This is a genomic window from Kitasatospora sp. NPDC036993, from assembly GCF_055607525.1.
Genome location: NZ_JBVJRP010000029.1, coordinates 1 through 13,691, shown reverse-complemented (window position 1 = coordinate 13,691; position 13,691 = coordinate 1). Strand labels below are relative to the sequence as shown.

At 74.7% G+C, this 13,691-nt stretch carries 11 protein-coding genes, 1 rRNA gene and 1 pseudogene; 2 read left to right on the top strand and 11 right to left on the bottom strand.

The window, feature by feature from the left end:
* The first annotated feature begins 87 nt into the window (after nt 1-87).
* On the top strand, nt 88-750 hold the full coding sequence (locus tag ACZ7C5_RS36130) for a phosphatase PAP2 family protein (protein ID WP_470324305.1): 663 nt from the start codon (nt 88-90) through the stop codon (nt 748-750).
* Here the strand turns inward: ACZ7C5_RS36130 and ACZ7C5_RS36125 are convergent.
* Nucleotides 723-1,055 (bottom strand): DUF2218 domain-containing protein, encoded by a 333-nt coding sequence (locus tag ACZ7C5_RS36125; RefSeq protein ID WP_188301473.1) that lies wholly within the window; start codon nt 1,053-1,055, stop codon nt 723-725. The genes ACZ7C5_RS36130 and ACZ7C5_RS36125 overlap by 28 nt on opposite strands.
* A gap of 167 nt (nt 1,056-1,222) precedes the next feature.
* Between ACZ7C5_RS36125 and ACZ7C5_RS36120 the strand changes: the two genes are divergently transcribed.
* On the top strand, nt 1,223-1,747 hold the full coding sequence (locus tag ACZ7C5_RS36120) for a MarR family winged helix-turn-helix transcriptional regulator (protein ID WP_470324304.1): 525 nt from the start codon (nt 1,223-1,225) through the stop codon (nt 1,745-1,747).
* 31 nt (nt 1,748-1,778) lie between these two features.
* Here ACZ7C5_RS36120 and ACZ7C5_RS36115 read toward each other — a convergent pair.
* From ACZ7C5_RS36115 to rrf, 10 genes and pseudogenes are all read right to left on the bottom strand, one after another.
* Nucleotides 1,779-1,955 (bottom strand): annotated as a pseudogene (locus ACZ7C5_RS36115) (EamA family transporter); the annotation flags it as partial.
* 198 nt (nt 1,956-2,153) lie between these two features.
* Nucleotides 2,154-2,918, bottom strand: coding sequence for a ZIP family metal transporter (locus ACZ7C5_RS36110; RefSeq protein ID WP_470324303.1), 765 nt, complete (start codon nt 2,916-2,918; stop codon nt 2,154-2,156).
* Nucleotides 2,919-3,198: 280 nt separating this feature from the next.
* Nucleotides 3,199-4,971 (bottom strand): restriction endonuclease, encoded by a 1,773-nt coding sequence (locus tag ACZ7C5_RS36105; protein ID WP_470324302.1) that lies wholly within the window; start codon nt 4,969-4,971, stop codon nt 3,199-3,201.
* 114 nt (nt 4,972-5,085) lie between these two features.
* Complete coding sequence (locus tag ACZ7C5_RS36100) at nt 5,086-7,029, bottom strand: hypothetical protein (RefSeq protein ID WP_470324301.1); 1,944 nt, start codon at nt 7,027-7,029, stop codon at nt 5,086-5,088.
* A gap of 264 nt (nt 7,030-7,293) precedes the next feature.
* Nucleotides 7,294-7,950 carry a YigZ family protein gene (locus tag ACZ7C5_RS36095; protein WP_401092718.1) on the bottom strand — a complete coding sequence of 219 codons (657 nt, stop codon included), beginning with the start codon at nt 7,948-7,950 and terminating at the stop codon, nt 7,294-7,296.
* 270 nt (nt 7,951-8,220) lie between these two features.
* A complete protein-coding gene (locus tag ACZ7C5_RS36090; RefSeq protein ID WP_470324300.1) occupies nt 8,221-9,510 on the bottom strand; it encodes a DUF6986 family protein in 1,290 nt (429 codons plus the stop codon).
* Nucleotides 9,511-9,621: 111 nt separating this feature from the next.
* Nucleotides 9,622-11,148, bottom strand: coding sequence for a DUF2637 domain-containing protein (locus tag ACZ7C5_RS36085; RefSeq protein WP_470324299.1), 1,527 nt, complete (start codon nt 11,146-11,148; stop codon nt 9,622-9,624).
* Nucleotides 11,149-11,371: 223 nt separating this feature from the next.
* Nucleotides 11,372-12,037 (bottom strand): response regulator transcription factor, encoded by a 666-nt coding sequence (locus ACZ7C5_RS36080; RefSeq protein ID WP_470324298.1) that lies wholly within the window; start codon nt 12,035-12,037, stop codon nt 11,372-11,374.
* Nucleotides 11,989-13,398: a sensor histidine kinase gene (locus tag ACZ7C5_RS36075; RefSeq protein ID WP_401092724.1), complete on the bottom strand. Its 1,410-nt coding sequence runs from the start codon at nt 13,396-13,398 to the stop codon at nt 11,989-11,991. The genes ACZ7C5_RS36080 and ACZ7C5_RS36075 overlap by 49 nt, the downstream gene beginning before the upstream one ends.
* A gap of 202 nt (nt 13,399-13,600) precedes the next feature.
* Nucleotides 13,601-13,691: ribosomal RNA gene (gene rrf / locus ACZ7C5_RS36070) — 5S ribosomal RNA — on the bottom strand; the annotation flags it as partial.

Genomic DNA, 13,691 nt, shown 5'->3' with positions numbered 1-13,691 from the left:
CGGAACGGCGATCATCAGAGCCGCCCCGGAGCTCTCCCCCCTGCTCCGGGGCGGCTGTCCGCCGTCCTGGGCCGGGCGGCGCGCTCGGTGGCCGTGCCGGTGGTGGCGGCGGTGCTGTTGCTGGTGGTGTCCTGGCAGGTCGCGGCGGACGGGCCACTGCTCGGCGTGGACCGTTCGGTCCGCCACGCGGTCCGCGCCGCCCACCGGGGTTCTCCTGACGCGCTGCCCGACCGCCTCGGCCACCTCCTGTCGGACCTGGGCAGCAGCGTCCCTGCGGTCCCGGTGCTGCTGCTGGCCGGCGCGCTGGCCGCCTGGCGGGGGCGCCGGACCGGGGCCGGACGCTGGTGGCTGCCCCTGCCGGTGGCGGCGCTGACGGCGGCGCTGATCCCCCTGCTGGTGGTCCCGGCGAAGTCGGCCTTCGCCCGGCCGGGCCCGCTCGGGGAGCCGCTGACGGCCGGCCAGTGGGGCTGGTACCCCTCCGGGCACACCGCGACCGCGGCGATCTCGTACGGGGTGGCGGCGCTGCTGCTGGCCCGGGTGGCGGGGCCGCGTGCGGTCCGGGGGCTGACGGCGGCCGCGGTGCTGCTGTCGCTCGGGGTGGGCGCGGGGCTGGTGTGGAGCGACTTCCACTGGCTGCTGGACGTCGTGGCGAGCTGGTGCCTGGCCGTCCTGGTGCTGTGGGCGCTCACCCGGTGGCTGCCCCGGCCCGGGGCCGGGAGCCGTCAGGCCTCGGGGTCCTCGTTGCGGTGAACCATGCCGGGCTCGCCGTTGTCCCGGTGCCACTCGATGACGAGTTCGTCGCGGGCGCCGAAGCGGACCAGGTGGCGGCCGACGACGTCCTCCAGGCCGGGGAGGTTCTCGCGCTCGCCCTCGACGGTGAGCAGCAGGGCGTCCGGCTGCGCCTCCAGGGTGGCGGTGCCGGCGCCGAAGACGAGCGTGCCGCGGCCGGTCTCGTCGGAGTAGGTGGCCTCGATCTTGCGCCCCATGTGGGCGGTGAGCTGCTTGGCGTAGCGGCCGGGGCGGTCGGTGGTGACGCGGGCTTCGGAGCGGGGCATGGGCCCTCCAGGATCGGGGAGGGGAACTTAGGGTCCCCTCACTAGAGGCAACGCTAACCCAGATACTGAGCTAGGCTCAACATATTTCCGCGATCGCCGTCCGCCACCGGCCGCGGGCCCCGGACCGGCCGCTACCCTGGGGCGGACGCCAGCCGAGGAGACCGCCGATGACCACCACGCCGACCGACGGACCGGCGGACCCCTCCCCCGGCCCCCGACCCGGCACCCCGGGCGGCGCCGCCGAGCTGGCCGACGCGATGACCAGGGCGATCAAGCGGATCCGCCGCCAGACCGGCTGGCGGCTGGAGCCGTACGGCATCACCCCCGGCCAGGCCAGGGCCCTGCGCATGCTCGCCCACGTGCCCGGCTGCGAGACGCCCGGCCGGGCGATGCGGCTGAGCGACCTCGCCGACCAACTGCACATCGCCCCCCGCTCGGCCACCACCGTGGTCGACGCGCTGGAGGAGGCCGGCCTGGTCGAACGCAGCCCCGACCCGGCCGACCGGCGGGCGGTGCGGATCCTGCTGACCGAGGCCGGACGGGCGGCGGTGGAACGGATCGGGCAGGTCAGGGACGAGGTCGCGCAGGAGTACTTCGGCGAGGTCAGCCCCGCCGACGAGGAGGTGCTGCTGCGGGTGCTGCGCTCCGCCGAGGCCCGTTTCCTCGCAGCCGGGCCGCCGAGGCGGTACTAGCCAGGGCGTTTCCCGGCCGCCCCCCCGGACGGAGCGCGGTGAAGCCGGCCTGCCCCTGGAGCACCAGGGAGGAGAGCCCGGCCGGCATCCCGACGTGCGTGCCGAGGAAGAACAGCCCGAACTTGACCGCCCCGAGGGCCACGCCGACCACCACGACCCAGCGCCGGGCCACCCAGGGCGGGCCGACGAGGAAGACCGCCGGAACCGAGCCGCCGGGTGTTCGCGCTCTGGCGCTCCCGGGCCTCCCGGCGGCCGGCCATCACCGCGGCGCCGGTCTCGATGCCGGAGGGCTGGGGGGCGACTGCCGGCCTGAGCGCCGGCCCCGCCCAAGCAGCGGGGTGTCCGGTTCGAGGGGCACGGCATCCGGTTCGGCGACCGACGGGCCGGTACCCGCCTCAGCCGGGCCTCAGCCGGCCAAGCCGATCACCAGCCACATGAAGCCGACCCCGGCCACGGTGCACAGCAGGGTGCTGCGCGAGGGGTGCGGGCTGTGCGCCTCCGGGAGGATGTCGGAGGTCGCCAGGTAGAGCAGGAAGCCGGAGAAGAAGCCCAGGTAGAGACCGAGCAGGTGCCCCGGGATGGTGAACGCCAGGGTGATCGCCGCGCCGGACACCGGGGCCACGGCGTCCGCCGCGAGCAGGGTCAGCGCCCGCCGCCGGTTGTTCCCGTACAGCCGGGTGATCGTGTACGTGTTGAAGCCGTCGGCGAAGTCGTGCGCGACCACCGCGATGGCCACCACCGTGCCGACCGTGGTGCCGGCCTGGAAGGCCGCGCCGATCGCGAATCCGTCCATCACGCTGTGCCCGACCAGGGCCAGCGCGGCAGTCAGCCCGATGCCCTGGCGCCCGGCCTCGTGCGCGTGCCCGTCGTGGTGGCCGTGGGAGTGCGCGGCGTACTCGCCCTCGTGGCCGCGGTGGATGGCGACCGCGCGCTCGACCACGTGGATGGCGAGGAAGCCGGCCGCGAACATCAGCAGGGCCTGCGGCACGCCGTGCACCTCGCCCGGCGCCTGGTGGATCGCCTCGGGCAGCAGGTCGAAGGCGACCACGCCGAGCATCAGTCCGGCGGCGAAGCCGAGCACCAGGTGGCGGCGGTCGCGGGTGCGCTGGGCGACGAAACCGCCGACCAGGGTCATCAGGAACGCCGCGGCGGCGACCAGTACCGCGGTCATCGGGCCGGCTCCACCGCGGGTCCGGCCGGCCGGCCGGGGCCGTCGTGTGGTCCGCCGAACGCTCTGCCCATTCCTCTCCCCCTGGGGTTCGCCCGTGGCCGGGACGACCGCCGACCGTACCGGACGCCCGTACGGCGGTGATCACCCGGGGTGCCGGGGCCCGGCCGGGAGCCGTTCCCCCAGCCTCGGTCCGGGGGTGCCGGGCCGCCCGCCGGATGGGCCGTCGGTGTGAGGCTTCCGGCGGGGCTCCCGGCGGACCGGCCGACCGGAGCCGGGGTGGTCAGCAGCCGGTGGCGAGCGGCAGCCCGAGGTGGGTGCCGGCGAGTTCGCGGACGCCGTCGCCGTCGATCAGGTGGAGGTGCCGGTGGCTCGCCTCGGCGGTGAGGTCCAGCACCTCGTCGGTGAAGCTTCCGGTGGTCAGCCGCAGGCCGCGCTCGGCGGACTCCTCGCCGACCGCCTCGGCCAGGGTCTCGATCTGCTCCGTGCCGATCGGCACGGTGTCCCGGGAGGCCCAGACCACCCAGCGGCCGGGCAGCGAGCTGCCGGGCGCGCCCTCGCCGGTGGCGACCAGCCCGGCCGGGCCGCGCAGCCGGACGCTCCACTGCGCGATGCCGCCCCGGGTCAGCAGGTCGCGCACCAGCTGGGCGAACTCGTTGGCGGACAGGTCGGAGGCGGCCGGCACGGTGGCCCCGGCCTGGGCGGCCGGCTGGATCCCGGCCCACGCGTACGGGTTCGGGGTGACGGCCGCACCGAGCTGGCGCAGCCGCACCAGGGCCTCGTCCTGCTCCGCGTCGGCGTAGACGCCCTCGTCGTCGCGCTCCTCGTACGGGGTGCCCGGCGGCAGCAGCCGGGTGCGGGCCAGCGCGTCGCGGTCGGCGTCCACGCTGACCAGGCAGAGCGGCTCGGTCATGGCCGGATCGCGCAGCCAGCCGTTGAGGACGACGCCGGCGAGTATCTCGTCGGTGTCGACGGCGTCGGCGGCCTGGAGGGCGCGCAGGGCGAGCCGGGCGACCAGCCGCAGGTAGTCGGTGGCCCGGTCCGCGGGCGGGCGCGGCACCGGGAGGATGTCGCCGTCCGGGGCGAGCCGGTAGCCGGTGAGCGAGGGCACCAGGCCGAGCGGCGGCAGGTCGAGGTCCAGCACGGCGGTGCGGGTGAGCGGGCGGAACACCGCCCGGCAGGGGGCGGGCAGGTCCTGGGTGGCGGTCTCGGCGGCGGCCAGCGCCCGTTCCAGCAGCGACTCGACGGCGGCCAGCTCGGCCAGCCGGTAGGCCCGCCGGCACTCCTCCAGGCTCTCGTTGTACTCGCGCACGGCGCGGGCCCTGGCCTCCTCGGCCGCCTCGTGGGCGCGCCGGGACTCGTCGGCGGCCGGGCTGCCGGCCTCGGCCCTGCGGGTGCGCCACTCCCGCAGGGCGCGCTGGTGGGTGAGTCTGGCCTGGGCCAGTTCCCGCTGGTAGCCGGAGTCGAGCAGCCGGCGGGACGGGCCGCTGTCCGGATCGGCCGCGGGCGGCTCGGCGGGGGCGAAGTCCTCCCAACGGGGCTCCTGCCGGTCGTCGGTGCCGGGGGCGTCGGCCGGGTAGGGGCGGGGCTGGTAGTGGCGCAGCTGGCTCTCGAAGTCCATGGCCGAGACGGGCAGCGCGGCCCGCCGCAGCAGGTCGGTCAGCCGGTCGTGCTCGGCCTGCACGGCGAGCGTGCGGTGGTGGGTCAGGGCGGCGGCCCTGGCGTGTGCCGCCACCGCCTCGTCCGGGTCGGCCTCGCCGGGGCCGGGGTGGCCTGCGCCCTGCTCGGCGGGGCCGGGGCTGACCTGGTCCCGGTCGGCGGCGGCGCGGTCGGCAGGGCCGTCCCCCGCACCGCCGGGGCCGGGCCCGGGGTCGGACGGGACGTCACCGGACGGGCCGCCACCGGCCGTCCCGCCGCCGGGGCGGCCGGTGGCGGGACCGTCCGGCTCCCGGTCCTCCTCTGCGCCGAGGTCACGGAATACCGAGGCGAGGAAGCCCGGTCGGGGGAACTGGACGGTGGCGGTTCCGTCGGACTGGCCGTCTGCTGAGTACTGCATCGGTCGTCGTTCCCCCATGCTCGTCCGGCGCCTGCCAGAGGCGGTCGGCGAACCCGTGGACCCGCCCCTGCCGGACATTGTCCCCCGAACGGGCGCAGCGGTCAGCCAAGCCGCTCAGTTGGTGCGGGTGTTGGTCAGGTGCAGTCCGATGTAGCCGACGTAGATCCGGCCGCTGCCGGAGCAGTCGTCCAGGTAGTGCAGCCGTGGCGCGGTGCGACCGCCGCCGATCCGCAGGTGCGCGCCCATGAACGCGCGCCGCGAGGAGTCGACGCATTCCGGCACCGGCAGCATCCGCTCGCGCTTCCACTTGGTGTGGCTGAACACCGTCCGGGACTCCCCGCGCACCGCCTTGCGCGGCGGGAAGCCATGGCAGCCCTCGGGGGTGCGCTCGCACCACTGCTTGAAGTCCCCGCCCGCCGCGCCGCGCACGGCCGCCTCGGCGTACTCCTGAAGGGCGGTCAGACCGTCCCAGGCGAGCCGGGCCCAGCCGGCGCCGGCGCACTGGAGATCGTCCAGGGCGAGCGCGTTCTTCTGGTCGCCGGTGAAGGTCACCAGTGGGAACTCCTCCAGTCTGGCCATCAGCTCGGTGAAGGTCTCGGGCGTGCCACGGCGGTCGGCGGGCCGGGCGGCGGAGTGCGGGCCGACGGCCGGCCCGGTGACCGGCGTGAGGCAGTGGCGGCTGGTCAGGCCCCGGGCCCCGGAGCGGAGGCGGCCCTCCCTGACGTCCCGGCCGTCGCGGCCCTCCCGGCCCTGGCCCCGCTCGCGGTGGTCCCTGCGCTCCAGGCGCAGGGTGTGCCGGACCCGTGCCAGCTCGTCGGCCCTGGCCTGCTGCTCGGCGCGGTCCTGCTGCTCCTCGCGGGCGACCGCGGCCAGGTCGGCGCCCTGGCGGGGGGCGGCCAGGTCGGCGGGCAGGTCAGCGGTCCGCGCAAGGGCCTGCTCGGCGGCCCGCTCCGTGGCCGGACGGAGCTGCGGCGGCGGGACACGCAGCACCGGGACGGCCGCCAGCGGAGCCGGCAGCGGCTGGTCCGCGGCGAGGCGGCGCGGCTCGCGGGCGAGCAGCCCGGCGGCGCGACGCAGGTCCTCCTCTATTCGGCCCCGGGCGAGCACCGGATGCCGGGCGCTGTCCTGCCGGGAGGCCGGGTCGACCTCGGGCAGGAAGGTGCGCACCGCTCCGCCGTAGACGGTGTGGTACTCCAGTGCGACGTTGAACCCGGTGCGGGCGCCGGGGTCCAGCACGCAGACGGTGGCGAGGCCGGGCAGCTGCTGGCAGAGCGGGCCGACCACGTCCTGCACCCAGCGGTCGAGCGGGAGGTTCACCGGGACGCTGGCGACCACGGTGGGCAGCCTGCGCTCGGGATCGCACAGCTCGTCGATCAGGGCGTCGACCTCGTCGGCCGTGATCACCCGGGGTGCGGAGTGGACGGCTGCCGGGCCGTCGGTGGCGTCGAGCAGCGGGAGGAGCGAACGGGCGAGTTCGGGCACCGGCACCCGGCAGGGGGTGCGCACACCGCTGCCGGTGCTGTGCGTCTCGGCCTCCAGCCGGACCCAGGTCGCGCCGTCGGACCCGGTGGCCACAGTGAGGGTGAGCTGCTGGGTGCCGTGCGGAGCCGGGGTGCGCAGGCGGCGGCGGTCGTAGCGGCCGGCGCCCGGGCCGTCGCGCAGCGGGCCCCGGTCCCGGTCGAGCAGGACGCGCTCGCCCAGGCGGAGCCGCTCGGTGGCGGGGTCCGGTGCGGCGCTCTGCCCGACGGGGGCGTACGGGGCCGGTGGGGGCTCCTCGTAGCCCTCCTGCTTCAGCCAGGAGGCGAGCTGCTCGTCGGCCAGGGCGACGGCCTCGGCGTGCGCGAGGGCCGTGGTGACCGTCATCCGGTAGGGCGTCGCGAGGCCGCGGGGGCCTGGCAGCTCGGGGCCGGCGTGCGAGCGCACGCGGTTCGGGGCGGCGCGGTTCGCGATCGGGTGGTTCGAGGCCTGATGGTTGGAAGTCGGGCGGTCCGGGGCCGAGTGGTTCGAGGTCGGGTGGAGCGCGAACTGGGGAGTCGAGGTCGAACGGCCTGAGGTCATGCGCATACCTCCGTGGTGCGGGGTGGGGTCCTGTGTCCTCCATCGACGGTTTCGTCCGGTTCTGCCGGAACCTTGCCCAGGAAACGCCACGGCCCGGAGCGGAAGTTCCAACTCCGGGCTACGACACTACGTTCGAGTGAATCTGCTCAAGCGGTCTTCCGCGTGCCGCGGACGCTGGGTTACGGGAAACAGCCTGTCACGGGCCGTCCGAGCGGGGCGCCCGGACCGTCCCAGGAGCCCCCGCGCCGCCGCCCGCCGGTGCGGTCAGACCGGCACCTCGACGTAGGTGCGGCCGGCCGGGACGGCCACCGCGGTGCCGCCGGTCGCCTCCGCCAGCCAGACGTGGAAGTCCGCCGTGTCCGGCTCCGGCACGCCCACCTCGATCCGCACCCCGGTGGCCTCGTAGGCCAGGTCGCTCACCGTGTACCCGGCCGCCCGCAGGTCGTTCTCCACCCGCCCGGCCCGGACGTGGTCCACCGTCACCGCGAGCAGCGCGACCGGCCGACGCTCCAGCAGGCCGATCTCGTCCACGGCCTCCGACACCGCGCTGCCGTACGCCCGCACCAGGCCGCCCGCGCCGAGCTTGATCCCGCCGAAGTACCGGGTGACCACGGCGGCGGTGTCGGTCAGGCCCCGTCGGCGCAGCACCTCCAGCATCGGCACCCCGGCCGTGCCGCCGGGCTCGCCGTCGTCGCTCGAACGCTCGCGGCGCTGGTCGTCACCGACCACGAAGGCGGTGCAGTTGTGCCGGGCGTCCCAGTACTGCTTGCGGATGGCGGCGATGAAGGCCTGTGCCTCCTCCTCGTCGGCGACCCGGCCGAGGTGACAGATGAACCGGGACTTCTTGATCTCGATCTCGTGGCTGCCGGCCCGCCGGATGGTCAGGTACGGCCTGGCGGTGGGCTCCGGCGTGGCGGACATGGTGCGGCGGTCCTCCCGAGGACGGCGACGGCTGGCGGCGCGCACCCGGGGCGCCGGGGCGGCACCGCCAGCCTAGTTGGCACGCGGCGGGGGGAGCGGCGACCGGGGGCCGCCCCCGTCCCGGGACCCGGGGCTCTGAGGTCACGGGTCCGCGGGCAGGGGCGCCGGGGGCCAGGACGCTGCGGCCAGGACGCTGCGACTGGGAGGCTGCGACTGGGAGGCTGCGACTGGGAGGCTGCGGCCGGGGCGCCGGGGCTGGCCGGCCGTGGGTCAGCGGCCGGCCAGCGCGTTCAGCCGCTCGCGGTCCAGGCCGGTCAGCGCGGTGACCTCGGCGGGGTCGACGGCGCCGCAGTCCAGGCCGCGCAGCAGGTAGCCGCTCAGCGCCCGGGCGGTGGCCGGCTCGTCCATCACGTCGCCACCCGCCTCGGCGACGTACGCGGCCAGCCTGGCGGCGGCCGCCGCCAGGCCCTCGCGGTAGAAGGAGTAGACCGCGGCGTAGCGGGTCGGCAGGTGTGCCGGGTGCATGTCCCAGCCCTGGTGGTAGGCGCGGGCCAGCGAGCGGCGGACCAGGCCGTGATGGAGCTTCCAGGCGGCGTGCACCTGTTCGGTGGACCCGGCGGGGATGACGTTGGTCGAGCCGTCGGAGAGCCGTACCCCGGTGCCCGCGGCCGCCACCTGCATGACCGCCTTGGCGTGGTCGGCGACCGGGTGGTCCAAGCTCTGGTGGGCCGCGCTGACGCCGCAGGCGGCGCTGTAGTCGAAGGTCCCGTAGTGCAGGCCGGTGGCGCGGCCCTCGGCGGCCTCGATCATCCGGGCCACGGTGGCCCTGCCGTCCGGGCCGAGGATCGCCTGGGTGGTCTCGATCTGGATCTCGAAGCCGATCCGGCCGGCGGGCAGCCCGGCCCGGCCCTCGAAGTCCTCCAGCAGCCGGACCAGCGCGGTGACCTGTTCGGCGTAGGCCACCTTGGGCAGGGTCAGGACCAGGCCGTCCGGCAGCCCGCCGTGCGCCAGCAGGGTGGCCAGGAACAGCTCCAGGGTGCGGATGCCGCGAGCCCGGACGGAGGCCTCCAGGCACTTGATCCGGATGCCGAGGTACGGCGGCGCGCCACCCCCGGCCACGGCGGCGGCGACCAGTTCGGCGGCGCGCACCGCGGCCGCGTCCTCCTCGGCGTCGGGGCGGGGGCCGTAGCCGTCCTCGAAGTCGATCCGCAGGTCCTCGATCGGCTCGCGCTCCAGCTTGGCGCGGACCCGGGCGTGCACGTCGGCCAGCAGTTCGTCGTCGGGGACGCCGAGGGCGCGGGCCAGCTCGGCGGGGGTGGCGGCGTGGCGGTCGAGGGCTTCCAGGGCCCGGCGGCCCCACTCCCGCACGGTGTCGGCGCCGAAGGCGTCGGCCGGGACGTAGACGGTGTGCACCGGCTGCCTGGTCGCGGGCTCGCCCGGGTAACGGCGTGCCAGATCGGCGTCGACCGGGGCGAGCAGTGCCTCCACGGCGGCACGGGTCGCGGTGGAGAAGGAGGCCCCGTCCACGGGCCCGGTTCCGTCGGCCTCGCCCCTTGTCATCCGCACTCCTCCGTGCCGAACCAGCACTTCAACAGTTTGTTGACGCGAAGGTAGCCCCGGCGGGATCGGGCGTCAACGGGCACCCGGGCCCCGGATGCTGACGGCCTGCGGTCAGTCCCTTCCAGCGGCAACGTAGCGGTCGCGCAGCTCCGGGTAGAGCTCGGCGACCTCCTTCGGATGCACCGAACCGTCCTGACCCTTCCCGGTGACGCCGTACTCCCGGGTCAGCCAGTCGGCAAGACGCTGGGGGTCGGGCTGGTGGCCGTGGCTGTCCATGTACGAGACGAGCGCCTCGTAGGCGAGGTCCGGGTCGAGGCGCCCGAGCGTCTGGGGGGACGCCTGGTCCTCGGCGCGGACGGGCGGCTCCATCGGGACCGGCTGCTCCGACGGGTGTGCCAGCTCGGGCTGTTCGGCCCGCTGCTGGTGGCCGGCCGGGTCCGCGGGGGCGGTCTCCTCGGCGATCGGGCGCGGGGGCTTGAACCAGGGCGAGGCCTGGCCGGGCACCCGTCCGCCGGGAGCGGCGTCGGCCGGGTGGCCGGTGGTGCGGACCGGGCGCTCGGTCCAGACGTTCAGCTCCTCGCCGCGCGGCTGCGGGGCGGCCTCCGCCGACGCGTCCGGTTCCTGGGCGGCGCGCAGGCGCACGGCGGCCAGCTTCGCGAGCATAGGTGCGGCGACCTCGGCCGACAGCGGAGCGACGGCCGCGGGCACCTGGGCCGGTTCCTGTTCGGACTGGGCCTGCTCCGGCTGGGCTTGTTGGACCTGCTGGGCCTGCCCCGGCTGGATCTGTTGAGCCTGCTGGGCGGTCTGCGCCGCCTGCTGCGGCTGCTGCGGCTGCTGGGACTGCTCCGGGTGCGCCACCACCGGGGTGGGGGCGATGGCCGCGGCGGTGTGGTTCTCCTGGAGGCCGGTTCCCTGCGCCTCCTTCTCCGCCAGGCCTTCCTTGGCCTCGCGCTCATGTCCCTCGTCGTCCAGCCGGTCGAGCAGCGCCGGATCGAGCGGCACGCCGAACTTGGCGAGCTTGAGCGGCAGCAGCGCCTGGATCGGCGCCGAGCGACGCCAGCCACGGCCGTACCGGAAGCGCAGCTGCGCCCGGTAGACCAGGCGGTTCTGCTCCAGCCGGATGACCTCGTCGTAGGAACGGAGCTCCCAGAGCTTCATCCGCCGCCAGAGCCGGAAGGTCGGCACCGGGGAGAGGATCCAACGCATCACCCGGACCGACTCCATGTGGCGGTCCGCCGTGATCGCCGCGATCCGGCCGACCGCGTGCCGCGAGGCCTCGACCACGACGACGAAGAGCAGCGGGATGACGGCGTGCATGCCCATGCCGAGCGGATCGCCCCAGGAGGCGGCCGCGTTGAAGGCGATGGTGGCGACGGTCAGCAGCCACGCGGTCTGCCGCAGCATCGGGAAGGGGATGCGCAGCCAGGTCAGCACCAGGTCGAGCGCGAGGAGCACGACGATGCCCGCGTCCACGCCGATCGGGAAGGCGTAGGAGAAGGCGCCGAAACCTTTCTCCTGGGCCAGATCGCGCACCGCGGTGTAGGAGCCCGCGAAGCCGATACCCGAGATGATGCAGGCGCCGGCCGCGACCATGCCGAGCAGGCCCCGGTGGGCTTTGGTGAGCGTTGGGCGTGCCATGACGTCTATCAACCCCTGGATGGTCGGCTGCTGCCGTACGCTGCCTCGGCTGCCGGGTACCGCTGATCGGGCCGCCGGACGGTTGAGCAACCTCCGGGCTCGGCCCATCGGAGTTTACTCGTACACCTGTTTAAGCGTTCCCACAGCCTGGGGTGTCACAGGGCGATGGCCCGACGGCGGCCCCCGGCACCGCGCGGACCTGCGTCGGAGGCCGGCCGGGTCGTCAGCCGGTCTGCCCCGCGGTGCCGTTGAGGTAGGTCAGTACGGCCAGCACCCGCCGGTTGGCGTCCTCGTCGGGGGCGAGTTCGAGCTTGGTGAAGATGTTGGCGATGTGCTTGGCCACCGCACCGTCGCTCACCGAGAGCCGGGCGCCGATCGCCGAGTTGGAACAGCCCTCGGCCATCAGCTCCAGCACCTCGCGCTCGCGTGGGGACAGCCTCAGCAGCGGGCCGGGCCGGCGCGAGGTGGTCTGCATCAGCTTGGCGATCACGTCCGGGTCCATCGCCGTCCCACCCGCCGCCACCCGACGGACCGCGTCGATGAACTGTCCGGCGTTGAACACCCGGTCCTTCAGCAGGTAACCGATCCCTCCGGTGCCGTCGGCCAGCAACTCCCGTGCGTAGAGCTGCTGGACGTGCTGCGACAGCACCAGCACCGGCAGGCCATGGATCTCCCGGCGTGCCTTGAGCGCGGCCTGCAGGCCCTCGTCGGTCAGCGTCGGAGGCAGCCGGACGTCCACCACAGCCACGTCCGGGCGGTGGGTCAGCAGTGCCTCCAGCAGCTCGGGACCCGTCTCCACCGCCGCGGCGATGGTGAAGCCGTGCGCTTCCAGCAGCCGGATCAGGCCTTCGCGAAGGAGGTAGAGGTCCTCGGCGAGGACAACTCGCACGGCAACTCCAAGGTGATGGTGGTGGGTCCGCCCGACGTGCTGTCGATGGAGAGGACACCGTCGAAGGTACCCAATCGCTTCTCGATCCCGCGCAGTCCGGTCCCCCGTGAGGGATCCGCCACCCCCACGCCGTCGTCCGTCACCGTGACCCGCAGGAAGCCGGCCCGGTAGAGGATGTCCACCCACACCTGCTCCGCCCCCGAGTGCTTGGCTGCGTTGGCCAGCAGTTCGCAGATGCTGAAGTACACGGTGGCCTCGACCGGTGCCGCCGGCCGGTCCGGCAGGCTCACGAAGACCTCGGTCGGCAGCGCGCTGTCCAGCGCCAACGCCCGGACCGCGTCGCCGAGTCCGCGCTCGGCGAGCACCGGCGGGTGGATGCCGCGCACCAGGTCCCGCAGTTCCTGGAGGGCCCGGGCCGAGGACTGACGCGCCTCGGCGAGGAGCTCCCGGGCAGCGTCCTGGTCGGAGTCCATCAGGTGCTCGATGGTGCCCAGCGTCATCCCGATCGCGACCAGCCGCGCCTGTGCACCGTCGTGCAGGTCCCGCTCGATCCGCCGCAGCTCGGCCGCCTGGCTGCCCGCCGCGTCCGCCCGCGTCTCGGTCAACTCGGCCACCCGCCTGGTCAGCTGGGCGTTCGTCGCGCGGCCGTCCTGGTCCAGCACGCGGCGGGCCGCCTCGGCGTACGCCCTGACCGCCAGTGGGGCCCCGAGTATCCCGACGACGATCATGGTGGCCCCGAGCACGAGGCTCGCCAGGATGGACAGCTCGCGGCCGCTCAGGAAACCGAAGTCGGTCATGGGGACCGCGCCGGTCAGGGTGTAGGCGAGGCCCAGCCCGAGCAGAACCGCGACCGGGCCCACCAGGACCACGGCGAGGACCGGGTTCACCACCAGCCAGACCAGCTCGGCGCGGGTGGTCCGGTCCCGCAGGCCCCAGTGGACCGCCTGCGCGTACTTCGCCACCGTCCGCGAGCGGTGGTAGGTGTAGCCCGTCCACCAGTGCCCGCGACCGTCCAGCTCCAGCTCCGGCCGGGGCTCGTAGGTGGCCGGCAGCCGTATGCCGAACCAGCGTTCCACCTGCCCCCGGGTACGGGCGGCGACGCTGTGGACGAGGGAGGCGGCCACCACGGAACCGACGACCGCCGCCGCCAGCAGCGCGGCCAGGATCTCCGGGACGTAACCCTGGAGGGTCTGGGCCGTCATCACGCCCGAGACGACCGCGGCCATCACCGGCAACACGAACCCCGGCACTGCGGCGAGCAACACCACGACCAGCCGCGTCAGGCCCTCACCGCCGGCCACGAAGGCGGACCGGGCCTGCGCACGTACGGAGACGCCGCTCGTACGACTCACTGTTGTCACGGGAAGCTCCTGATGCCGGTACCGATCGTCCTCCATCAGTGTTCACGAACCACCCGCCACCCACACTGGCCATGGCACCCCAATCCCGGGGTAGACCTAGGACCACCTGCTGGTGGACAGAGTGACACCATCGAGTGAGATGATCCTAAAATGCAAAGAACCCCCATCCGGGATTCCCGGATGGGGGTTCTTCAGAATAATTGTTCGGCGGCGTCCTACTCTCCCACAGGGTCCCCCCTGCAGTACCATCGGCGCTGTAAGGCTTAGCTTCCGGGTTCGGAATGTAACCGGGC

Bases quoted from the DNA above. Each gene is read 5' to 3' on its own strand.
- ACZ7C5_RS36125 (WP_188301473.1), bottom strand. From the start codon at position 1,055: ATGCCCCGCTCCGAAGCCCGCGTCACCACCGACCGCCCCGGCCGCTAC.
- ACZ7C5_RS36120 (WP_470324304.1), top strand. From the start codon at position 1,223: ATGACCACCACGCCGACCGACGGACCGGCGGACCCCTCCCCCGGCCCC.
- ACZ7C5_RS36110 (WP_470324303.1), bottom strand. From the start codon at position 2,918: ATGACCGCGGTACTGGTCGCCGCCGCGGCGTTCCTGATGACCCTGGTC.
- ACZ7C5_RS36105 (WP_470324302.1), bottom strand. From the start codon at position 4,971: ATGCAGTACTCAGCAGACGGCCAGTCCGACGGAACCGCCACCGTCCAG.
- ACZ7C5_RS36100 (WP_470324301.1), bottom strand. From the start codon at position 7,029: ATGACCTCAGGCCGTTCGACCTCGACTCCCCAGTTCGCGCTCCACCCG.
- ACZ7C5_RS36095 (WP_401092718.1), bottom strand. From the start codon at position 7,950: ATGTCCGCCACGCCGGAGCCCACCGCCAGGCCGTACCTGACCATCCGG.
- ACZ7C5_RS36090 (WP_470324300.1), bottom strand. From the start codon at position 9,510: ATGACAAGGGGCGAGGCCGACGGAACCGGGCCCGTGGACGGGGCCTCC.
- ACZ7C5_RS36085 (WP_470324299.1), bottom strand. From the start codon at position 11,148: ATGGCACGCCCAACGCTCACCAAAGCCCACCGGGGCCTGCTCGGCATG.